The following is a 21,149-nucleotide window of genomic DNA, read 5'->3' on the forward strand; positions in this document are numbered from 1 at the left end:
CCATGAGCACTACGCAGCTTGCAGTCGCCCCGCAGGACATCAGTGCCGCATCCCTCGGCGTGCGCTTGGATGGACCCGCGCCCACCGTGCTGGTCGGCACGACGCTGCAGGGTTCCGGCGCGTGTTTTCGGCTCGACCTTGGCATCCTGGGAGCCTCCCATGTTGTCGACGCCACCCTGCTTGACGGCGGACAACCCTCCGCGCACCTTCGCGAAGAGATCAGCTGCCACGCGATGGAAGGTGGGATGGCGCTGGGTGATGGCGTCGAAAAGAAACAACGATGGGTAACAGGAACCTACCGCCTACGTGCGCGGACAGTGCAGCTGGGGACAGAAGAATTTGCCGAGCGAGCAGAGACGATTCTGCAGGCCGCTGAGGCTGAATCCTGGCTGGTCGGAAAGTTTCCCGGGGAAGGAAACCACCACCTCACGGCGCTGTGGGGAGAGGTAGAAGGCGGTACCGCGCGATGGAAAACGTGGCACTTCTATCCCGCGGAACTCACGGTGGTGGAAAGTGAGTCAGAGCTAACAACGGAGGTGCAGGCATGAGCTGGAAGATGAAAGTGGGCGTGGGCGCGCTGCTGATCGTCGTCGGCCTCGTGGTGATGCTCGCGGGATTTAACACCAAGGATTCGGTGCGCACCCACCTGCAGGACTCAGAGACCTTCACCTACGTTTCAGACAGCCAATACACCTGCACGGACGCGAAGGCTGCCTATGAAGAACTGCGCGCTCAGACCCGCCCGGAAGCCAGTAAGGAAGACCGCGGGAGCTACTACCTGCGCTATTCCCGCGAGATGGTCACCATCTCCCAGAGCTCCGGCTCATGCACCCTCCGAATTGAAGACCTGCGCCGCCTGAACAACGGACACTTCATCTTCCTGGGCACGGGCTTCTCGCCTGGTTCTCCCTCGAACTCGTCCGGAGGAACCGGCGGCAGCTTCTTCGGCAGCAAATAGTCCCCACACACGGCCAAGACAACAAACAAGAACAGGGTAAACACAATGAACGAGTACATTCTCGCCGCGGACTACCCCCTCGCAGAGGGCATCCTCGCCTCGGTGGTCTACTTCGCCATCGCGCTGATCGTGCTGGCGCTGTCCTTCTTCGTCCAAGACCTTCTGACCCCCGGCAGGCTGCGCGATCAAGTCTTTGTCCACCACCTGCCGAATGCCGCGGTGATGGCAGGAAGCCAGCTGATCGCGATTGGCATGGTGCTGATTGCCGCCATAGCTACCACTGAGCCGAACTTGGCCGATGGCATTCTGCACGTCGCCGTGTACTCCCTGTTAGGCCTGGCGCTGCAGACTTTCGTGATGGTGGCGGTGGAAATCGCCATCCCTGGGCGCTTCCGCAACTTGGTCGAAGACCGTAAGCTGCGCAGCTCCACGCTGGTTCTCGGCGTGCTGCTGGTGGTCGTGGGCGCGGTTAACGCCGTATGCCTGACATAAAGCCCAAGCCCGCCACAGATCGGGGATTGGTGCCCGGCCCGCGGCGGTTCTTCCTGTTGCTCTCCGTGGCCGCGTGTGCGGCTTCCGGGTTGGTCTACGAGCTGGCGTTGATCTCGCTCTCCACTAGCCTCAACGGCGGTGGAATTGTAGAAACGAGCCTGATCGTGGCGGGCTACGTGGCCGCGCTCGGCCTGGGCGCGCTGTGCGCCAAGCCGCTGCTGAAATGGGCGGAAACCGCCTTCCTGTGGGTGGAAGCCATCCTCGGCGTGGTCGGAGGGCTCAGCGCCACGATCCTCTACCTGGCATTCGCCGTCACCGGGCAGAGCTTGATTCTGCTGGTGCTGGCGACCTTGCTCATCGGCGCGCTGGTGGGCGCGGAGCTTCCCTTGCTGATGACGATGTTCCAGCGCGGCCGGATGGTGGACGCCAACGAATCGGGCTCCATTCTCGCGACCCTGAACGTGGCCGATTACGTGGGCGCGCTGCTGGGCGGCCTGGCGTGGCCATTCTTCTTGCTCCCCACGCTCGGACTGCTCCAGGGCACAGCCGCGGCTGGCTTGTTGAACCTGGTGGCCGCCCTTGCCGTGGCAGGCTTGGTGCTGCGATGGTCGGTCAAACGCACACATTTGGTGCTGGTGGCAACGGTGATCGTCGTTGCCATCGTGGGCCTGTCCGTGCTGATCGTCCGCTCCGACGGCGTGGTGGCGACAGCCCGCCAACGCCTATTCGAAGACCCGATCATCTACTCACAGCAAACGCAGTACCAAGACATCGTGGTGACCAAGGTCGGCAAGGATCGCCGCCTGTTCTTGAACGGTGGGCTGCAATATTCCACGCGCGACGAGTACCGCTACACCGAATCCTTGGTATATCCCGCCATCACGCCCAGCACCCAGCGCGTACTGATCATCGGCGGCGGTGATGGCCTCGCCGCTCGCGAGTTACTGCGCATGGATCACATCACGGACATCCAGCAGGTGGAGCTGGATCCGGAGATGATCCGGGTGGCCAACACCGTCCTGCGCGAGGACAATCGCGGTTCCCTTGAGGACCCTCGCGTGCACGTGATCACCGAGGATGCGTTCACGTGGGCGCGCGCTGGTGGTGGAGGTGTGCAGCCGTTCGACGCCATACTCGTGGATCTCTCCGACCCAGATAATGACACGATGGCTCGGCTCTATTCCGAGGAGTTCTACGGGCTGCTGCACAAAATGCTCCGGCCAGAAGGGCGGATGGTGGTGCAGTCCGGCAGTGCGTTCACCACGCCGGACGTGTTCAATCGCGTGCGCTCCACGCTGTCTGCGGCGGGCTGCGCGGACGTGGTCCCGTACCACGTACAGGTGCCTACTTTTGGCGACTGGGGCTTTAACATGTGCGCGCCCGCCAACACACAGTTGCAGGTGTCGAACACGGCACCTGAACTGCGCTATCTCAACGCGGAGACACTACGCGCTGCGGAGATCTTTCCCCCAGATAATCCGCTCATAGAAATGCCGCCCAACACGCTGGATCACCCGGTGATTGTCGAGGATCTGCGGCGCGGATATCGGGCGGCAGGGGAGTAGGTAAAAACCTACAGGCGAGGGCCTACTTGTAGCGGGCGATAGCCTCGTCGAGGATCTTCTGCGCTTCGGCCTTGTTGCCCCAGCCAGAGCCGGAAACTTCCTTGTTTGGCTCCAGATCCTTGTAGTGGACGAAGAAGTGCTCGATTTCGTTGCGGGTGAACTGATCGATGTCCTCGATGTCCTGGTAGCTCTCGAAGCGGACGTCGTCGATGACACACAGCAGCTTGTCATCGCCGCCGGCCTCGTCGGTCATCTTGAACACGCCAACTGGGCGCGCATTGACGATCACGCCGGGGAACACGGATTCAGGCATGATGACCAGCGCGTCCAAAGGATCGCCGTCTTCGCCCAGGGTGTGGTCGATGAAACCGTAGTCAGCTGGGTAAGCCATCGGGGTGAACAGGTAACGGTCCAGGTAGACCTTGCCGGTCTCGTGGTCAACCTCGTACTTATTGCGGGAGCCCTTGGGGATTTCGATGGTTACTTCGATGCTGTTGGAGCTCATGGTTAAAGCGCCACCCTTCGCGATACTCGTAGTGAATTAATTAAACAACGCGCCTATCTTATCGTGTCTCCCTTGCACCTGTAGATAAGGAGGCAACGCTAGAGTGGCTTGTTGTGAGTAGTCAGAAGACATCCCGCACCCGTTGGTGGATAGCCGTCACGATTTTCCTCGTGGTGGTTGCCCTCGTGGTGGCAGCTGGGCTGCTCTGGCACGCGGCAAACCGCTACGAGGTGCAGGCAGCACCGCGCAGCGAGCACACCTCGGCGCAGCCGGTGCTGGAAGCGCCGGAAGATTCCACCGGTGGGGCCGGTGAGCTGCCGGACGTGGACAGCGCGGTGGCCCGTACGGCGAAGGATCCAGCACTCGGTGAGCTGACCGCTGAGGTCACGGATTTGGCCTCCGGGGAGACGCTGTGGGCAAAAGACCAGGACAAACTGCGCACCCCGGCCAGCGTGACCAAGGTGGTCACCACGGGTGCGGCCACCTTGGCGCTGGATGACGACGAGCGCCTGGAAACTTACGTGGTCCAGCGCCGTCCAGGGGAGCTGATCTTGGTGGGCGAGGGAGATATCACCCTGTCCGCAGAACCCGGCAAGGGATTTTTTAGCGATGCGACCAGTGTCCGCGAACTGACGGACAAGATCCGCCCGCAGATCAAGGGGCAGAAGATCGATCACATCGTGGTGGACAACTCCGTGCGCGAGGGCGACCTGTTCAACTCCACGTGGGATACAGATGACATCGCCGGTGGCAACGTCACCAACCTGGATTCCGTGATGCTGAACGCTGGTCGCATCAACCCCACCGAGTCTTATTCGCCTCGTTCTACCGAGCCAGGCAAGGACGCCGCCCGGGTCCTCGCGGGCCAATTGGGCCTTAGTGACGTGACCATCGATGTGGAAAACGCCACCGCCGCCACCCCGATGACGGCATCCGTGGACGGCAACGCCCAGGATTCTCTGCCTGAGGATCTGACCTGGCTGGGCGGGGTGGAATCGGCTCCGTTGAACACCCGCATCCATGACACACTGGTGCACTCGGACAACCTGCTGGCCGAGGCCATTGCGCGCGAGGTGGCGGGATCTCAGGACGCGCCGCGGACGTTCGCGGGCGCCACCGAATCCACCCTTGCTGTGCTCCGAGACCACGGCGTGGATCTAGACAAGGCCGTGCTCAAGGACAACTCCGGAATGAGCACGTCCAACCGACTCAGCGCGCACCACCTGGATCAGGTGCTCTCCAACCACGATCTGCACTCACTGCTGGAGCAGTTGCCGGTCTCTGCGGTGGACGGCACCTTGGTCAACCGCTACGCCACGGGAAGTGGCGCAGAAGATTCCGCTGGCTGGGTACGGGCGAAGACGGGCACACTGTCTGGCGTCAATACTCTGGCGGGGACCATCACCACCACGTCCGGCCGCGTGTTGACCTTCGCGTTCCTGGCCACCGGCGAAAACATAGACGCCTCTAGGGCAGCCCTGGACCGCCTGGCCAACTCCCTGCGGGATGCCTAAACGCTAGGTCATGAGCCGCCCGCATATCTCCACCGCCGCCCACACCCAGCGCTGGCTGGAGTGGGTGCAGCGCGAACATCCCGGCATTCACGAGCAGCTCACAGGTAGCAATCCGCAATCCGTGGTGGTGGGCTTATCCGGTGGCGCGGATTCCTTGGCCTTGGTGCACGCGGCAATTCGCGCCGGGCTGGACGTGGAAGCCGTAGTGGTTGACCACCAGCTGCAAGTCGGTTCCGCTCACGTGGCCGCTAGGGCCGCGCAGCAGGCTGAAACTCTGGGAGCGCGCTCGCGCGTGGTGACGGTGAACATTGCAGAAACCGGTGAAGGGCCTGCTCGGGCTGCCAGGTATCAAGCGCTTGGGCAGGTAGCCGAGGGGCGCGGCGTGCTGGTGGCTCACACCGCCTCCGATGACGCGGAAGGTTTTCTCCTTGCGCTGGCACGCGGCTCCGGCACCGATTCACTGGCCGGCATGCACGCCCTGACCACCGAACACCCCGCCGTGCACTCCGGTGCCGGCTGGGTGGGTAGACCCTTACTCCACGCCACGAGAGCAGACACCGAACGCACCTGCCACCACGCCGAGCTGGACTTTTGGGTGGACCCGCACAACGAATCCGCCGATTACCTTCGCTCCCGCATCCGCACCAAATTGCTCCCGCAGATGCGGGCGATCCTCGGGGAGGCCGTGGTAGACAACCTCGCCGTGTCCTCGCGTTTGTTGCGGGACGACGCCACCGCCCTGGATCAGCTCGCTCGCCACCAGCTGCAGGCTATGGAGGACCAGCGGGGAGGGGAGAGGTTGGCGTCGGATAAAAACGATCAACCAGCACCACTGGATTGCCGAACCATCGCCACCGAGCTGGCCGCAGTGAGGCGACGGATCTATCGCGCATGGCTCGGCGAACACGTGGGGCCGTTGACGAATGCGCACATGGAGGCGATTGACGCGCTGGTGATCGCTTGGAGAGGACAAGGACCCGTCTCTGTCCCCTGGCCCACCCACTGGCCTACAATGAACCCAGCGAGGCGCACCACGCATCGATTGGTAGTGCGCCGCCAGAACAGGCAGCTATTTCTCGACGTGATTGCACGCCACAAAGAAACACAATGAGGATCGGGTTGACGGATATGCCCAGCAACAAGCCCAGCACCAACCTGCCCAGCACCAGCCTGCTGAGCGAAAAGAACTTCGACGTGCCCGCAAACCGCTACGGGGACGATCTGGAAAGCGTGCTGATCGATAAAGAAACGCTGGATGCGCGCATTCGCGAGCTGGCACAGGCCACCTCGGAGAAGTTCAAGGATTCCGATAAGGACCTCATCCTGATCTGCGTGCTCAAGGGAGCGGTCTTCTTCATCACCGACTTCGCCCGCGAGATGTCCGTGCCCACCCAGCTGGAATTCATGGCCGTATCCTCTTACGGCAACTCCACCAGCTCCTCCGGTGTGGTGCGCATCCTCAAGGACCTGGACCGCGACATCCGCGATCATGACGTGGTGATTGTGGAAGACATCATCGATTCCGGACTCACCCTGTCCTGGCTGATGAAGAACCTGCGCAACCGCCAGCCCCGCAGCCTGTCCGTGGTGACCTTGCTGCGAAAACCCGATGCAGTGAAGGTGGACATCGAAAACCTCGCCGAGGTGGGATTCGATATTCCCAACGAATTCGTGGTGGGCTACGGACTCGACTTCGCGGAACGCTACCGCGACCTGCCATTCGTGGGTACGCTGCGCCCGCGCGTGTACCAGTGAACACAAGCACACAACGGTATAAAAACCAGCAGCGCCTTTTTACCTAACGACAGGAACTATGGATAAGACGAAAGTGCTGAGGATCGCGGGAATCGTCGCCGCCATCCTCATCGGCATCTACACCTTCTCCGTGCTCACGGATAGCACCCGCGGGTACGAGCAGGTCGAAACCTCTGTGGCGTTGGAACAGCTCAAGGACAAGAACGTCTCTGAGGTGCAGATCAACGACCGCGAGCAGCAGCTGGAGATCAAGCTCAAGGATTCCATCTCCCTAGACGGGAAAGATGGCATCGAACAGATCATCACCAGTTACCCCGCTCGCACAGGGGACCGGATCTTCACCGCCGTCCAGGACTCTGGGGCGGAGAAGTTCAATACCAACGTCACACAGGACAGCTTCCTCGGCTCCCTGCTGATGATGTTCCTGCCGCTGGTTCTGATCATGGGACTGCTGCTGTTCCTGATGAGCCGCATGAACGGCGGCGGCATGGGCGGCCCATTCGGCATGGGCAAGTCCCGGCACAAGGAGCTGAACAAGGACAACCCGGACACCACCTTCGACGATGTTGCCGGTGCGGACGAGGCAGTCGAGGAACTCGACGAAATCCGCGACTTCCTGTCCAACCCTGCGCGCTATGAGGAATTGGGCGCCAAGATTCCCCGTGGCGTATTGCTCTACGGCCCTCCCGGAACGGGTAAGACCCTGCTGGCCCGCGCAGTGGCTGGCGAGTCTGGCGTGCCGTTCTACTCCATCTCTGGCTCCGACTTCGTGGAGATGTTCGTGGGCGTGGGTGCGTCCCGCGTGCGCGACCTGTTCAAGCAGGCCAAGGAGAACTCCCCGTGCATCATCTTCGTGGATGAGATCGACGCCGTGGGTCGCCAGCGCGGCTCCGGCATGGGCGGCGGACACGACGAGCGCGAGCAGACCCTGAACCAGCTGCTGGTGGAGATGGATGGCTTTGGTGACCGCGAAGGCGTGATCCTCATGGCCGCGACCAACCGTCCGGACATCCTGGACCCTGCGCTGCTGCGCCCGGGCCGTTTTGACCGTCAGATCCCCGTGAGCAACCCGGACCTGTCCGGCCGTGAGCAGATCCTGCGCGTGCACGCCAAGGGCAAGCCGTTGGCCACAGATGTGGATCTGAAGTCTCTGGCCAAGCGCACCGCTGGCATGTCCGGCGCAGACTTGGAGAACGTGCTGAATGAGGCCGCGCTGCTGACCGCCCGCGTGGACGGCAACGTCATCACTGGCGATGCACTGGAAGAAGCCACCGATCGCGTGATTGGTGGACCACGCCGTTCCACCAAGATCATCTCCGAGCAGGAAAAGAAGATCACGGCCTACCACGAGGGTGGACACACCCTGGCCGCATGGGCGCTCAAGGACATTGACCGCGTGTACAAGGTGACCATCCTCGCCCGTGGTCGCACTGGTGGACATGCGCTGACGGTGCCAGAAGACGACAAGGGCATGTACAACCGCTCTGAGCTGTTCGCTCGCTTGGTATTTGCCATGGGTGGCCGCGCGGCTGAGGAGCTGGTGTTCGGTAACCCCACCTCCGGCGCATCGTCCGATATCGAGATGGCCTCCAACACTGCGCGCGCCATGGTCATGGAGCTGGGCATGAGCCCCAAGATTGGTGCGGTGAAGTACGGCACTGACGGCGGCGATCCTTTCCGCGCACAAGGCGGACAAGGTGGAGGGGAGTCTCGCCCAAGCCAGGAAGTCGCGGCACTGATCGATAACGAAGTGCGCGCACTGCTGGATAAGGCGCAGGCCACCGCCTATGCCATCCTGCGGGACAACCGCGAGTACTTGGACACTCTGGCGCAGAAGCTGCTGGAGAAGGAGACTCTGCGCCGCCCGGACTTGGAGGCCATCTTCGAGGGCATCGAGCTGCGCGAAATCTCCGACGTATTCCCGTTCCAAGACGTGGACCGCCCGCGGGATTACCGCGAGCCCGTCAAGACTCCAACCGAGCTGGCCAAGGAGCGCGGCGAGGAGCCACCGAAGCGCAACGACTTCTTCTCCGCAGCGCGCCGGGCACGCATCGAACGACGCAAGGAAGAACAGAAGCGCAGCTTGCGCGAAGCCCAGGAAGCCGACAAGGCATCGCGGGGTTCTGGCGATCACCACGATCACTTGTGGGGTGGCACCGATGGGCAGCCAGGGCAGAACAACGGAAAGCCAGAACACAAGGCCGTGCCACTGAGCGAGCAGCGCGGATTCCGCCTGCCGGACAACGAGCAGCCGGACAACCCGTGGACCTCGGACGATGCCCCTGTGAAGCGTCGGAACGGTGAGGATGTGACGCGCAACGAGCAGCCTCACAATGACTCACCACGCAGCGACTCACCACGCAATGACTCACCGCGCAGCGAGCCGCCGAAGCAGACCTTCCCGTGGGAAACCCCGCGCCAAAAAGGAACGCACAAGCACCGGGCGCCGGAAGGTGATGGTTACGGAGACCGCGAGACTTATCGCGACGGTGATGGAAAGAATGAGGAGAAGTAGTGGAGTCACGTCCTGAGTTTGACCAGCAGCGCGCAGAAGCAGCTATTCGGGAACTGCTGATCGCAGTAGGCGAAAATCCAGACCGCGAAGGTCTGCAGGAAACCCCAGCTCGCGTGGCTCGCGCTTATCAAGAGATCTTCTCTGGCCTCTACGAAGACCCCACTGAGGTCCTCAGCAAGACCTTCAGCGAGGACCACAGGGAGATGGTCATGGTGCGGGACATTCAGTTCTACTCCACCTGTGAGCACCACTTGGTTCCCTTCTTTGGTACCGCACACATTGGCTACATCCCGGGCAAGGACGGCAAGGTCACCGGGCTATCCAAACTGGCCCGCTTGGTGGACGGCATGGCCAAGCGCCCCCAGGTGCAAGAGCGCCTGACCACCCAGGTGGCAGATGCGTTGATGGAACGCCTGGATCCCGCCGGAGTCATCGTGGTCATCGAGGCCGAGCACTTGTGCATGGCGATGCGCGGCATTCGCAAGCCAGGAGCCAACACCATTACCTCCGCCGTTCGCGGCGTGCTGGAATCCAGCGCGGCGACCCGCGCCGAGGCCTTCAACCTCATTCGAGACGGCAAGTGACACAACCGAACAACTCCTTGGGAGCCGATGCTGTAGATCCCGCCGCAACTGCACCCGGCGTGCCCTCCCGCACGCTGGTGATGGGCATCCTCAACGTCACGGAAGATTCTTTTTCCGACGGCGGGGCCAACCCGGATACAGAAACCGCCGTGCGCAACGCGCTGGCGATGATTGAGCAGGGCGCAGACATCATCGATATCGGCGGGGAATCCACCCGCCCCGGTGCCACCCGAGTGAACGCGGAGCGCGAACAAAGCCGCGTGGTGCCGGTAGTGCAGCAACTCCGCGCGCACCCCGCAGTGGAAGAAAATGGCGTGTTGATCAGCGTGGATACCATGCGCGCGTCCACCGCCCGCGCCGCCGTGGAAGCTGGCGCGCACATCATCAACGACGTCTCCGGTGGCCTCGCGGACGAGGACATGCTGGAGGTCGCAGCCAGCGTGACCACCCCAGACGGACAATCCCCGCAGCTGTGCCTCATGCACTGGAACGCGGAGAGCTTTGCTGGCGCGGAGGGATACCGCTATCACGGCCAGGACATCGTGGAGCACGTGCGTGACTGGCTGCAAGACCGGGCGGACGCCGCGTTGGCCGCGGGTGTGTCCCCGGACAAGCTGATTCTGGATCCCGGTATTGGCTTTGCCAAGAACCCGCAGGATAATTGGGCGCTGCTGGGTGCAGTGAAGGCCATTGCAGATCTGGGGTATCCGGTGCTGGTGGGGGCCTCGCGCAAGCGCTTCTTGACCGCGCTGCGCCCGGGTGCGGATGGACAACCGGGGACCCCGGAATCGGCTGATGATGCCACCGCAGCCGTCTCTGCCTTAAGTGCGCACGCTGGAGCGTGGGCGGTGCGGGTCCATAAAGTTGCCCAGAATCGGGCGGCAGTGGACGTGGCCTACGCGCTGGCGTCGGGCAAAGGACCGGAGGTCGATGAGACCTGGCGAGCCCGGCGCACCGTAACCTAACCACCAACCAATTCACGCGAGGAGAAGCACACCGTGGCAGATCGCATCGAACTCATCGGACTGGAAGCCTATGGCTACCACGGCGTCTATGAGCACGAAAAGAACACCGGGCAGAAGTTCCTGGTGGACATGGTGGTGTGGACGGATTTCTCGCACGCCGCCAACTCGGATTCCATCGCAGACACCATTTCCTACGTGGATCTGGCCAACATTGCCGTGGAATTGGTACAGGGGCTGAGCAACGATCTCATCGAGACCCTGGCCACCAACATCGCGGACAAGATCATCGAGCTGGACGGGGCGATGGCCGTGGAGGTCACCGTGCATAAGCCCCAGGCACCAATCGACTACCCGTTTGCCGACGTGCGCGTGGTGGCGCGCCGTTCCTACAAGAACAAGTAGGAGGCAGCTGGTGTTGGCGTTCGTGGGACTCGGCAGCAACATGCCGGGAGAGGTGGCTTCTGTCGATGCTCAGCTGGTGCGCGCAGCCTCGTTGCTGGAAGACTCCGGGGCGGGGCGGATCGTGGAGCATTCGCGGATGTACGCCACGCCGCCGTGGGGAGTCTACGAGCAGGACGAGTTCCGCAATGCCGTCATCGCAGTGGAGACCGAACTGGAACCTTTGGACTTTTTGCATGCCTGCCAAGACGTGGAGCAGGCTGCGCAGCGCGTGCGCGACGTGCGGTGGGGCCCGCGCACCCTGGACGTGGATGTGCTGGCATTGTTTTCTTTTCTTTCTGACGCCACCGCTGTCCCCATCACCTCCGACGGAGCCTGGGGTGAGGAGCTGATTGTGCCGCACCCGTACGCGCATCAAAGAGCGTTTGTGCTGGTGCCATGGGCTGACCTCGAGCTGGCGGGCGCGCCCGGGGTGACGCTCAAGGGCAGGGGAGTGCACCAGTGGCTGGAGGAGCTGGCTGCCGCGGAGCAGGAGGAGGTGGCCGGCGTGCAGGCTGTGGAATCTGCGCAGTGGGATGTTCGGCTGTCTCGCGGGAGTTTAAGGTAGTAGCCATGAAGGAAATGCAGCCCACACCGCTGAGTGCCCTGGCATGGGGCACGGGGATCGCCGTGGTGATCGCATGGGCTGCCACGTGGGCTTTTTATGGTTCCTTCCCGCCCATTGAGCTCACCGCGTGCGTGTTCCTGTTTGTCTTTGCCGTGGCCTGCGCTGTGATGGGGTGGATGGTGCGCAAGCGGATTGACGAGGGGGAAATTGGGCAAGACAGTAGCCAGATGAGCCCGCTGACGGTGGCGCAATGGATGCTCATTGGTCAGGCCGTGGCGTGGATCGGAGCTGTGCTGGGCGGAGTCTATGCAGGTATTGGTATCCACGTGCTGTTGAACGCGGGACATTTGCAGGCGGCGGCTGATGACGTGCCAGGCGTGATTGGCGGCGTGGTCGGTGGCGTGTGCGCGGCGGTTGCTGGGGCGTGGTTGGAACGAGGTTGCGTGGCTCCGCCAATGGATCCACCTGCGCAAGGTAGGCTGAACGCATGAGTTTTCAGCCTCAACCTCAGCATGATCGTCAGGCTCGGCCCTCGCGGGAGCTCCGCGACGAGTCCTCGACCCGCGATCGCTCCGGAGATTCACGTCGCGGCTCCGCCGAGCAGGGCGAAGGGCGGATGTCCAAGCTGTTGATGTTCGGACTGCTGATCCTGGCCGTGGTGGCCAGCCTCCTGATGCTGTTCATGGACTCAGACTTCTGGTTGAAGATCGCCGTGATCGCGGCACTCTGGGCCGCTGTGTTGGGAGCTATTCTGGTCAGCCGTTACTCCAGCGCGCTGACCGCGGAGCGGGACCGCAACCGCCAAATGCAGCGCATGCACACCTCCGAGCTGCGCCGCGAGAAGTCCGAGCACCAGCAGCGTGAGGCCATGCTGGAATCCAGCTACGAACAGCGCATGCGGGATCAGCGCGACGAGCACCTGGAGCAGCTGCGCCAAGAGCTGGCCGTGCTGCGTTCGCAGCTGACCAGCCTGACTGGCCGTGATTACGGAGAAGAGCAGGCTTCCGTGCACGCTCGCGCTGAGCGCGTCCGCGAGCTGGGCGGCACCAGCACGCCACCGGCACAGCCACAGTCCGCACCTGTGCCGGATTCCAAGCCAGCAGCTTCTGCTGCTTCCCGTCCTGCGGCGGCATCGGCCTCCAGCGCTGCATCATCTGCAGCACCCAAGGGCAAGCACGGCAAGGCGACCACCAGCTTCTCCACCGGCTCTTTCGCTGCCGTGCGCTGGGACGGACAAGACACGCAGGAGACCACGCAGCTGCCACTGGTGGTAGACACCACCGCGATGGAAGACGAGCCTAAGCCAAGCGCTCCCGCTTCCTCTTTCGGCACTTCGGCTTCTAAGTCTGCATCCGCTCCGGCTACTGTGTCTGCTCCTGCAGCAGCCACTCCTTCTGCAGATACCGCAGCGCATTCCCGCCACAGCGCACCGTTGGAAACTTCCCACACCGGTGGGCGCCGTCGTGCCGATGCCGCGGAATCCGCCGCACCTCAGAAGCCGGCTGGTCAGGCTGGTCAGGGTGGCGGTCGGCGTCGGAAAAAGGAAGAAGACGCACAGGACACCGCACACGGACGTCGTCGCGCTGATGAATCCGGCGGCCTGACCGTGGCCGAGCTCATGGCTCGCTTTAAAGAAAAGTAAACGGGGACACGAGGCGCGAAGCACTCAACATGGACGATATGCAACAACCGCGACTGTCCGTGGGCGTGATCGGCGGCGGCGCGGTGGGGACCGCAGTCGCTGAACGGCTGGCAGCTGCCGGGCACCACATCCACGGGATCGTGGCGCGAGGAGATGCCTCGCGAGCGCGAGTGGCCGAGCGCTTGCCTAACACGGCAATCGTGTCGCTGGAGGAAGCCGCGCAGGCCGCGCTGGTGATCATCGCCGTGCCGGATACGGTGCTGGACGAGGTCATCGAGCAAGTCGCCGCCATCACCCGCGATGGACAAATGGTGGCGCACACCTCCGGCGCGCACGGGTGCGAGATTCTTCAGCCCATCACGGACACCGGGGCACTGCCACTGGCCTTGCATCCCGTGATGACTTTTGCGGGAAATGCCGATGACACCACGCACCTCATGGGCTGCGCATGGGGCGTGACCGCCGATTCTGAGACTGGCAATATGGTCGCCGAGCTGCTGGTTAGCTCCATGGGTGGGGTGGCCGTGCACGTTCCGGAAGCCAAACGCCCCGCGTACCACGCCGCCATTTCCTATGCGGCCAACTACGTGGTCACCTTGTTGTCCGACGCCCAACGCATGCTGGACCACGTCTTAGCCGAAGATCCCAGCTCGGGACCGCCCCCACACACCCCAGAATCCGCCACACTGCTGCGCACCATCGTGCCCGTGGCCGTGGACAAAGCGCTCAGCCAGCGGATGCACGGCCTGACCGGGCCCGTTGCCCGCGACGATGCCCCCGCAGTGATGCGCCACATCGAGGCTCTGCGCGCGCTAGAGAAAGACTCCGCAGCGGCGAACTTCACCGGCGCCTACATCCCCATGGCGGAGCGCACCGCGCAGATGCTGCACTCGCTAGAGGTAGAGCGGGTTCTCGCTGAGATGAGCATGCGACTACGCTAACCGGCATGGGAAATACGCAGTCGGCGAAGCAAGATTCAACCCCCGAGCTGGGCGCAGACCGAGGCTCTGACCAGGGCTCGTTCACGCCCGGGCAAGCCACGGTGTTCAACACCATCGAGGAGATCGGCACCCTCACCCGCGCCATGCGCAAAGTAGGCCGCCCGGTGGCACTGGTGCCGACCATGGGTGCGCTGCACGAAGGCCACCTTTCCCTGGTTAAGGCAGCTCAGCGCATGCCGCGTGCCGTGGTGGTGGTGAGCATCTTCGTGAACCCGCTGCAGTTCGCCGAAGGTGAGGACCTGGACGCTTACCCCAGGACGCTGGAGGCTGACGTCGAAAAATTGCGCGCCGCAAGCGTGGACGCGGTGTTCGCACCCAACGCCCGCGAGATGTACCCCAACGGCCCGCGCACCACCGTGCAACCGGGTGCGATCGGTGCGATCTTGGAGGGCGCTTTCCGTCCGACGCATTTTGCTGGCGTGCTGACCGTGGTGAATAAGTTGTTCCAGATCACGCACTGCGATCACGCCTACTTCGGGGAGAAGGACTACCAGCAGCTGATGGTCATTCAGCAGATGGTCAATGACCTCAACATGGGAGTGACCGTTCATGGCGTGCCGATTGTGCGGCAGCAGGACGGGTTGGCGCTGAGTTCGCGGAACCAGTATTTGTCGGAGGCAGACCGGGAGCTCGCATTGACGCTGTCCGCGGCGCTAACGGCGGGTGCTTTTGTGGCTGAGGGCGGAGCGGAGAAGGTGCTTTCTACGGCGCGAGAGATCATTGAATCGGTGCCGGAGATTGAGCTGGACTACCTAGAACTGCGTGGTGCTGACCTGGGCGAGCCGCCGGAGATGGGGGATGCACGGTTGCTGGTGGCGGCGCGTGTGGGGAGCACTCGGCTCATTGACAACGTGAACCTGCCGTTGGGGATTGGGTTTAAGAATATTGAGGGCGAGGGCGAGGGCTAGGCGCGGCTCCTGGCTGGAATTTCCCGTTCGCGACTTGCAGGGTAAGGTATGGCGACGTGTTGCGCACCATGCTGAAATCCAAGATCCACCGAGCCACCGTCACTCAAGCAGACCTCCACTATGTGGGGTCCTGCACCATTGACGCTGACTTGTTGGATGCCGCTGATCTGCTCGAGGGAGAGCAGATCGACATCGTCGATATCAACAACGGCAGCCGCCTGACCACTTACGTCATCGCGGGTGACCGTGGTACCGGAGTGATCGGCATTAACGGCGCGGCTGCACGCTTGATCAGCCCGGGTGACTTGGTGATCATCATTGGTTACGCGCAGTTCACGGCGGAGGATCTCAAGAATTATCATCCGCACGTGATCTTCGTGGATGAGGACAACAAGCAGCTGGAATCCGGGGAAGATCCTGCGCATGCGCCAGAGGGATCTGGATTGCTGAATCCTCGCCATCCGGACGATTCTGAAGACTAGTGTGAGCGTTAATTAACCTGCACCTTTCGAAGTGATGCAACTCACCCAAATTAAAGGTGTATATGACTTACATCTTTAATCTCTGAGACTTAGGCTTAAACCATGCACCTGACCACCTTTGCTGATCTTGGACTTCGGTCCATGATGATCTTGGGAGATCTGCCGGAAGGGCAGCGTCTCACGATCTCTGCATTGGCACAGGCCACCAACGCTTCGGACAACCACCTTGCGCGAGTGATCGCCAAGCTGGTGGACATGGGCATGGTGACTTCCGTTCGCGGAAGAAATGGTGGGGTGTATCTGCCGGACACTGCCCGTGGGGCAAGCGTGGGGCAGATCCTCAGAGAACTGGAAGGCCCTGGGGAAGTAGTGGACTGTGAAGGCAATAAGCCGTGTCCGCTGGCTTTCCGAAACTGTGCGTTGCGCCATCGGTTGGCGGCAGCGCGCGAGGCCTTCTTCGTGGAATTAGATGGTGACACCATCGAGGATCTGGTTCGCGTCACACGTGTGGCAGCGCAACCTAACTCTGAGGACACCCACGGTTCCTCTGCTCCTCTCGGCCTGCCGAAGGTGCGAACCAGCTAGACAACTAGCCCCGTACCTCACGCGCGAGCGGTGCTGACCCCGGAAGAGACGAACCACATGTTCATTCAGGACGCTCCGAACACCAACCGCACTGCACTGTCTGAGTCCAACGCGGAGATTATCCGCCAAACCCTGCCTGTCATTGGCGCGAACATCAACAACATCACCCCGATCTTCTACAACAAGATGTTCACCAACCACCCCGAGCTCATCGCGGATACCTTCAACCGCGGCAACCAGCGCTCCGGCGAGCAACAGAAGGCTCTCGCTGCCTCCATCGCCACGTTCGCGGCCATGCTCGTCGATGAAAACGCCCCTGATCCCGTAGAAATGCTTTCCCGCATCGGCCACAAGCACGTTTCGCTGGGCATCACTGAAGATCAGTACCAGATCGTCCATGACAACCTCTTCGCCGCAATCGTGGAGGTCCTCGGCGATGCAGTCACGCCTGAGGTCGCCGGAGCCTGGGATGAGGTTTACTGGCTCATGGCCAAGGTCCTCATCGACTTCGAAAAGGATCTCTACGCTTCCGCCGGTGTGGACGCCGGCGACGTGTTCATCAAGGCGGAATTGAAGGAAAAGACCCAGCTGAGCAGCCGCGTCACTCAGTACACCTTCGCTGGTCAGGGCTTTGATGAGGCGCTTCCCGGCCAGTACACCTCCATTGGCGTCAAGTTGGACGACGGCGCCCGCCAGCTCCGTCAGTACTCCCTGATCGCCACGGATGCAGAGACGTTCTCCATCGCCGTGCAGCAAGATGGCGAGGTCTCGAACTTTCTGCTGGAGCGCGTCAACGTTGGCGATACCGTGGACGCCACCCTCCCCGCCGGCGATCTCGTCTTGGACGAGAACACCGCGCCTCTCGTACTGGTCAGCCAGGGAATCGGTTCCACCCCGATGACCGGCATGTTGGCCCATCTGGTCGCCAACAAGGACCAGGCCGGGCGGGATGTTGTTGTTCTTCATGCCGACGCTACCGCTGAAGATTACGCTCAGCGCGATGCCACGGATAATCTCGTTGCTGCTCTGGCAGAAAATGGCAGTGCCACTCACATCACTGCCTACCGCGATAACAACGAGATGTTCGATCTCAGCCAGATGAACAAGGACGGCCAGGTGCCCGCAGGTGCCCAGTGGTACCTGTGCGGAGGCAACGGCTTCCTGCAGGACATCCGCGATCAGCTGGAAAAGAACAAGGAAACGCTGGTTCCTACCAGCATCCACTTTGAACTGTTCAGCCCGAACGACTGGCTCGTCAGCTAGCCGAGGGTCTGATAGGCATAGTCACGGCGGGGTTCGAGGGTGTCTAGTGATGCAGTATCCTTGACTACCGTGACTGATGCATCCCAGAACCCCAGCAATGATTCTGCAAACGACCTGCCGGAACAGCTGCGCATCCGCCGAGAAAAGCGTGACCGGATCCTCGAATCCGGGCGCGATGCGTATCCCGTCGAGGTGCCCCGGACTCACACCCTCGCGGAGATCCGCGCAGGTTGGGCCGTGGTTAAGCCTGAAGAATCGGAGAATGCTGCGGATGTAGATGAGGTAGGCGTCGAAAGGAAAAACGATGCACTCATCGAACTGGCACCCGGGGAAGAGACCGACACGGTTGTGGGTGTGGCCGGTCGCGTGATGTTTATCCGCAACACCGGCAAGCTCGCATTCGCGACGCTGCAGGATGGCGATGGCACTGCGTTGCAGGTCATGCTCTCGCTGGCTGAGGTGGGCGAGGACGCGCTGGCGTCCTGGAAGGCGGACGTGGACCTGGGCGACATGGTGTTCGTCGAAGGTCGAGTGATCTCCTCTAAGCGCGGCGAGCTGTCCGTGATGGCGCAGCGCTGGTTCATGACCTCCAAGTCCTTGCGTCCGCTGCCCGTGGCGCACAAGGAAATGTCTGAGGACACGCGCATCCGCCACCGCTACACGGACCTGATCATGCGCGAGCAGGCCCGGAACAATGCAATGACCCGCATCAAGGTCATGCGATCACTGCGCAATTTCCTGGAGACCCGCGGGTTCCTCGAGGTGGAAACCCCGATGCTGCAGACTCTCCACGGCGGTGCTGCGGCGCGTCCGTTCGAGACTCACTCCAACGCGCTGGACATCGATCTGTACCTGCGTATCGCGCCGGAGCTTTATCTCAAGCGCTGTGTGGTGGGCGGCATCGACCGAGTCTTCGAGGTCAACCGTAACTTCCGCAACGAGGGCGTGGATTCTTCACACAGCCCCGAGTTCGCGATGCTGGAGACCTACCAGGCCTATGGCACGTACGACGACGGCGCGAAGCTGCACCAGGACATGATCCAGTACATCGCCAAGGACGTTTTCGGTTCCACCACGGTGACTTTGGTGGATGGCACGGAGTATGACCTCGGCGGCGAGTGGAAGACCATGGAAATGTACCCCTCGCTCAACGAGGCTCTGCAGCGCAAGTTCCCAGGTCAGCCGGAAATTACTACGGAATCGACAGTGGAGGAGCTCAAGGCTATCGCCGCGGAAATCGGGCTGAGCGTTCCTGCCAAGGGCGGCTGGAGACACGGCAAGCTCGTCGAAGAGATCTGGGAGCTGCTCTGCGAAGACCAGCTGGATGGGCCGGTTTTTGTCCGTGACTTCCCCGTGGAGACCTCGCCGCTGACTCGCGATCACCGCTCCAAGGAGGGCGTGACTGAGAAGTGGGACCTCTACGTTCGTGGATTCGAGCTGGCTACCGGGTACTCCGAGCTGATCGACCCTGTCATTCAGCGCGCTCGCTTCGAGGATCAGGCTCGCTTGGCCGCGGGCGGCGATGACGAAGCCATGGTGCTGGATGAAGACTTCCTCGCCGCCATGGAGCAGGGCATGCCACCGACTTCCGGCACGGGTATGGGCATCGATCGCTTGCTCATGGCGCTGACCGGGTTGGGTATCCGCGAGACGATTTTGTTCCCCATGGTGCGCCCTGAGCGCGAAAGCTAACGCGCGATTGACCTCTGAGTGTGGTGTCGCGCGTTAAGTAGCGCGCATCACACTTTGGGATCAACTTTGCAGCACCCCACATTTATCCCCCTGCCCTAGGTGAAACCGTCTGTTCAGTGGGGTTTTATTGCTCTTGAAGGAAATCCAAAGGCAGTTTTGGCTTATCAGCGGGTCTAAACTGGTTTATGCTAACGACATATGTATTCGCGTAGCCGTACTTTCGGTTGCGTGGGTAATACTCACTGCTCCAACAGTACAAAGAGAAGAACCATTGAAAGGTGGCCGCACAGCATGAGCGACCGTAATCGACGGAACGATTCGACTCCCGGCCTGAATGGCATCAAGCGGGACGCAATCGGAACCGCAATGCGTTACCTCACTCGCTTTACCGGATCCGAACTGGCCGATAAGTACGGCTTGGGACCCAAGGTTGATCGCGTGGCGTACGAATCCACGAAGACCGGCATGCGCACCCTCGGTGCCGTGAACCGTCAGTTCAAGAAGATCAAGGGCTCCGGCAAGCCAGTGCGCCTGCCTTCCCAGACCACTGACGAGAACAACGAGCCAACGACCACCGAGGCACCAAAGCCAGGTCGCGCTCCGTTCGACCTGAACCCAACCGAAGATCAGCAGATGATCGTCGAGGCCGTGCGCGAGTTCGCTGAAGAGCGCCTGCGCCCAGTGGCTTCCGAGTGCAACGAGAAGTCCGAGCCTGCTGAAGGCCTGCTGGACACCGCTGCAGAGCTGGGTGTCGCACTGGTTAACCTTCCTGAAGAGTACGAAGGTATCGCCACCGCTTCCGGCGCCACCACCGGCGCGCTGATCGCCGAGGCTCTGTCCTACGGCGACATGGGCTTGGCCGTGGCCATCCTGGCACCAGCCGGCGTGGCAAACGTCATCACCAACTACGGTGACGATGCACAGCAGAAGACCTACCTGCCATCCTTCGCAGGCGAGTCCGTTCCACCCGCAGCAGTGGTTGTCTCCGAGGCACGCCCACTGTTCGACCCATTCGTGCTGCAGACCTCTGCCAAGCGCGATGGTGATTCCATCGTCATCAACGGTGTCAAGACCATGGTTCCAAACGCCGGCGCAGCAGAGCTGTTCGTCGTCGCAGTGGAGCTGGACGGCGTGAACACCTTCGCCATCGTCGAGTCCGATACCGAAGGCGTGGTTGTGGAAGCTGACCCATCCATGGGTCTGCGTGGCGCCGCACTGGGTCGCCTGCTGCTCAAGGACGTGCGCATTCCTGCTGCCAACCTGCTGGGTGGCACCGAGGTTTCCGACGAAGACCGCACCGAGCAGTACGCAGAGATCATCCGCCGCTCCCGTCTGGGCTGGGCTGCACTGGCAGTCGGCACCGGCGAAGCAGTGCTGGAATACACCAAGAAGTACGTCAACGAACGCGAAGCCTTCGGCGAGCCAATCTCTCACCGACAGGCAGTGGCCTTCATGGTTGCCAACATCCGCATCGAGCTCGACGGCCTGCGCTTACTCCTGCTCCGCGGCGTTTCCCGCCTGGACCAGGGTCTGTCCTACCACCGCGAAGCAGCACTTGCTCGCCGCTACGCATCCGACAAGGGCATGATCTTCGGCCTCGACGGCGTGCAGCTGCTCGGTGGACACGGCTTCACCAAGGAGCACCCAGTTGAACGCTGGTACCGCGATCTGCGTGCCATTGGCATCGCAGAGGGCGTCGTGGTTCTCTAACCCGCCA

General features: G+C 62.0%; 22 protein-coding genes. 21 read left to right on the forward strand and 1 reads right to left on the reverse strand.

Annotated elements, in window-relative coordinates; all coding sequences use genetic code 11:
• The first annotated feature begins 2 nt into the window (after positions 1 to 2).
• The 4 genes from IM764_RS06280 to IM764_RS06295 are packed head-to-tail and all read left to right on the forward strand — an operon-like array spanning position 3 to position 3,015.
• Positions 3 to 548 (forward strand): DUF2617 family protein, encoded by a 546-nt coding sequence (locus IM764_RS06280; protein ID WP_194187311.1) that lies wholly within the window; start codon positions 3 to 5, stop codon positions 546 to 548.
• Positions 545 to 958 (forward strand): DUF4247 domain-containing protein, encoded by a 414-nt coding sequence (locus tag IM764_RS06285; RefSeq protein ID WP_099298123.1) that lies wholly within the window; start codon positions 545 to 547, stop codon positions 956 to 958. The genes IM764_RS06280 and IM764_RS06285 overlap by 4 nt, the downstream gene beginning before the upstream one ends.
• Positions 959 to 1,003: 45 nt before the next feature.
• Positions 1,004 to 1,450, forward strand: coding sequence for a DUF350 domain-containing protein (locus IM764_RS06290; RefSeq protein ID WP_099298122.1), 447 nt, complete (start codon positions 1,004 to 1,006; stop codon positions 1,448 to 1,450).
• A complete protein-coding gene (locus IM764_RS06295) occupies positions 1,438 to 3,015 on the forward strand; it encodes a polyamine aminopropyltransferase (protein ID WP_099298121.1) in 1,578 nt (525 codons plus the stop codon). The genes IM764_RS06290 and IM764_RS06295 overlap by 13 nt, the downstream gene beginning before the upstream one ends.
• A gap of 22 nt (positions 3,016 to 3,037) precedes the next feature.
• Here the strand turns inward: IM764_RS06295 and IM764_RS06300 are convergent, their stop codons facing one another.
• Positions 3,038 to 3,520 (reverse strand): inorganic diphosphatase, encoded by a 483-nt coding sequence (locus tag IM764_RS06300; RefSeq protein ID WP_099298120.1) that lies wholly within the window; start codon positions 3,518 to 3,520, stop codon positions 3,038 to 3,040.
• 113 nt (positions 3,521 to 3,633) lie between these two features.
• On the opposite strand from IM764_RS06300, the gene dacB reads away from it, so the two are divergent.
• The 17 genes from dacB (at position 3,634) to IM764_RS06385 (ending at position 21,142) form a co-directional block, all read left to right on the forward strand.
• Positions 3,634 to 5,034 carry a D-alanyl-D-alanine carboxypeptidase/D-alanyl-D-alanine-endopeptidase gene (dacB, locus tag IM764_RS06305; protein ID WP_099298119.1) on the forward strand — a complete coding sequence of 467 codons (1,401 nt, stop codon included), beginning with the start codon at positions 3,634 to 3,636 and terminating at the stop codon, positions 5,032 to 5,034.
• 10 nt (positions 5,035 to 5,044) lie between these two features.
• Complete coding sequence (tilS, locus tag IM764_RS06310; protein ID WP_099298118.1) at positions 5,045 to 6,145, forward strand: tRNA lysidine(34) synthetase TilS; 1,101 nt, start codon at positions 5,045 to 5,047, stop codon at positions 6,143 to 6,145.
• A 17-nt stretch (positions 6,146 to 6,162) separates the two neighbouring features.
• Complete coding sequence (gene hpt / locus IM764_RS06315) at positions 6,163 to 6,789, forward strand: hypoxanthine phosphoribosyltransferase (protein WP_370551560.1); 627 nt, start codon at positions 6,163 to 6,165, stop codon at positions 6,787 to 6,789.
• Positions 6,790 to 6,847: 58 nt separating this feature from the next.
• Positions 6,848 to 9,304, forward strand: a complete 2,457-nt coding sequence (gene ftsH, locus IM764_RS06320; protein WP_194187312.1) for an ATP-dependent zinc metalloprotease FtsH — start codon at positions 6,848 to 6,850, stop codon at positions 9,302 to 9,304.
• Positions 9,304 to 9,888, forward strand: coding sequence for a GTP cyclohydrolase I FolE (gene folE / locus IM764_RS06325; protein WP_194187313.1), 585 nt, complete (start codon positions 9,304 to 9,306; stop codon positions 9,886 to 9,888). The genes ftsH and folE overlap by 1 nt, the downstream gene beginning before the upstream one ends.
• Before the next feature lie 80 nt (positions 9,889 to 9,968).
• Complete coding sequence (gene folP / locus IM764_RS06330) at positions 9,969 to 10,853, forward strand: dihydropteroate synthase (RefSeq protein WP_099298285.1); 885 nt, start codon at positions 9,969 to 9,971, stop codon at positions 10,851 to 10,853.
• 33 nt (positions 10,854 to 10,886) lie between these two features.
• Positions 10,887 to 11,255: a dihydroneopterin aldolase gene (gene folB, locus IM764_RS06335; RefSeq protein ID WP_194187314.1), complete on the forward strand. Its 369-nt coding sequence runs from the start codon at positions 10,887 to 10,889 to the stop codon at positions 11,253 to 11,255.
• Between the two features lie 10 nt (positions 11,256 to 11,265).
• Positions 11,266 to 11,859 (forward strand): 2-amino-4-hydroxy-6-hydroxymethyldihydropteridine diphosphokinase, encoded by a 594-nt coding sequence (gene folK, locus IM764_RS06340; protein ID WP_234990792.1) that lies wholly within the window; start codon positions 11,266 to 11,268, stop codon positions 11,857 to 11,859.
• A gap of 5 nt (positions 11,860 to 11,864) precedes the next feature.
• Entirely contained in the window at positions 11,865 to 12,350 is a 486-nt protein-coding gene (locus tag IM764_RS06345; RefSeq protein ID WP_099298114.1) for a DUF3180 domain-containing protein, read from the forward strand.
• Positions 12,347 to 13,501 carry a DUF6779 domain-containing protein gene (locus IM764_RS06350; RefSeq protein WP_194187315.1) on the forward strand — a complete coding sequence of 385 codons (1,155 nt, stop codon included), beginning with the start codon at positions 12,347 to 12,349 and terminating at the stop codon, positions 13,499 to 13,501. The genes IM764_RS06345 and IM764_RS06350 overlap by 4 nt, the downstream gene beginning before the upstream one ends.
• Positions 13,502 to 13,530: 29 nt before the next feature.
• Complete coding sequence (locus IM764_RS06355; RefSeq protein WP_194187316.1) at positions 13,531 to 14,442, forward strand: Rossmann-like and DUF2520 domain-containing protein; 912 nt, start codon at positions 13,531 to 13,533, stop codon at positions 14,440 to 14,442.
• A 5-nt stretch (positions 14,443 to 14,447) separates the two neighbouring features.
• Positions 14,448 to 15,410 (forward strand): pantoate--beta-alanine ligase, encoded by a 963-nt coding sequence (panC, locus tag IM764_RS06360; protein ID WP_194187317.1) that lies wholly within the window; start codon positions 14,448 to 14,450, stop codon positions 15,408 to 15,410.
• A gap of 56 nt (positions 15,411 to 15,466) precedes the next feature.
• Positions 15,467 to 15,892 carry an aspartate 1-decarboxylase gene (gene panD / locus IM764_RS06365; protein ID WP_194187318.1) on the forward strand — a complete coding sequence of 142 codons (426 nt, stop codon included), beginning with the start codon at positions 15,467 to 15,469 and terminating at the stop codon, positions 15,890 to 15,892.
• A 102-nt stretch (positions 15,893 to 15,994) separates the two neighbouring features.
• Positions 15,995 to 16,477 (forward strand): Rrf2 family transcriptional regulator, encoded by a 483-nt coding sequence (locus IM764_RS06370; RefSeq protein ID WP_194187319.1) that lies wholly within the window; start codon positions 15,995 to 15,997, stop codon positions 16,475 to 16,477.
• A 57-nt stretch (positions 16,478 to 16,534) separates the two neighbouring features.
• The gene (locus IM764_RS06375; RefSeq protein ID WP_194187320.1) at positions 16,535 to 17,740 is read left to right on the forward strand and encodes a globin domain-containing protein; all 1,206 of its coding nucleotides are present in this window, start codon (positions 16,535 to 16,537) and stop codon (positions 17,738 to 17,740) included.
• Between the two features lie 69 nt (positions 17,741 to 17,809).
• Positions 17,810 to 19,432, forward strand: a complete 1,623-nt coding sequence (gene lysS, locus IM764_RS06380; protein ID WP_194187321.1) for a lysine--tRNA ligase — start codon at positions 17,810 to 17,812, stop codon at positions 19,430 to 19,432.
• Between the two features lie 291 nt (positions 19,433 to 19,723).
• Complete coding sequence (locus tag IM764_RS06385) at positions 19,724 to 21,142, forward strand: acyl-CoA dehydrogenase family protein (RefSeq protein ID WP_194187322.1); 1,419 nt, start codon at positions 19,724 to 19,726, stop codon at positions 21,140 to 21,142.
• Positions 21,143 to 21,149: the final 7 nt, after the last annotated feature.

Origin of the sequence: Corynebacterium sp. ED61 (assembly GCF_015233855.1) — a bacterium.
GTDB classification, from domain to species: Bacteria; Actinomycetota; Actinomycetes; order Mycobacteriales; family Mycobacteriaceae; genus Corynebacterium; species Corynebacterium dentalis.

Bases quoted from the DNA above. Each gene is read 5' to 3' on its own strand.
- tilS (WP_099298118.1), top strand. From the start codon at position 5,045: ATGAGCCGCCCGCATATCTCCACCGCCGCCCACACCCAGCGCTGGCTG.
- IM764_RS06370 (WP_194187319.1), top strand. From the start codon at position 15,995: ATGCACCTGACCACCTTTGCTGATCTTGGACTTCGGTCCATGATGATC.
- IM764_RS06295 (WP_099298121.1), top strand. From the start codon at position 1,438: ATGCCTGACATAAAGCCCAAGCCCGCCACAGATCGGGGATTGGTGCCC.
- IM764_RS06280 (WP_194187311.1), top strand. From the start codon at position 3: ATGAGCACTACGCAGCTTGCAGTCGCCCCGCAGGACATCAGTGCCGCA.
- IM764_RS06290 (WP_099298122.1), top strand. From the start codon at position 1,004: ATGAACGAGTACATTCTCGCCGCGGACTACCCCCTCGCAGAGGGCATC.
- hpt (WP_370551560.1), top strand. From the start codon at position 6,163: ATGCCCAGCAACAAGCCCAGCACCAACCTGCCCAGCACCAGCCTGCTG.
- IM764_RS06385 (WP_194187322.1), top strand. From the start codon at position 19,724: ATGAGCGACCGTAATCGACGGAACGATTCGACTCCCGGCCTGAATGGC.
- IM764_RS06285 (WP_099298123.1), top strand. From the start codon at position 545: ATGAGCTGGAAGATGAAAGTGGGCGTGGGCGCGCTGCTGATCGTCGTC.
- IM764_RS06355 (WP_194187316.1), top strand. From the start codon at position 13,531: ATGGACGATATGCAACAACCGCGACTGTCCGTGGGCGTGATCGGCGGC.
- IM764_RS06350 (WP_194187315.1), top strand. From the start codon at position 12,347: ATGAGTTTTCAGCCTCAACCTCAGCATGATCGTCAGGCTCGGCCCTCG.
- folP (WP_099298285.1), top strand. From the start codon at position 9,969: ATGGGCATCCTCAACGTCACGGAAGATTCTTTTTCCGACGGCGGGGCC.
- IM764_RS06375 (WP_194187320.1), top strand. From the start codon at position 16,535: ATGTTCATTCAGGACGCTCCGAACACCAACCGCACTGCACTGTCTGAG.
- IM764_RS06345 (WP_099298114.1), top strand. From the start codon at position 11,865: ATGAAGGAAATGCAGCCCACACCGCTGAGTGCCCTGGCATGGGGCACG.
- ftsH (WP_194187312.1), top strand. From the start codon at position 6,848: ATGGATAAGACGAAAGTGCTGAGGATCGCGGGAATCGTCGCCGCCATC.
- IM764_RS06300 (WP_099298120.1), bottom strand. From the start codon at position 3,520: ATGAGCTCCAACAGCATCGAAGTAACCATCGAAATCCCCAAGGGCTCC.
- panC (WP_194187317.1), top strand. From the start codon at position 14,448: ATGGGAAATACGCAGTCGGCGAAGCAAGATTCAACCCCCGAGCTGGGC.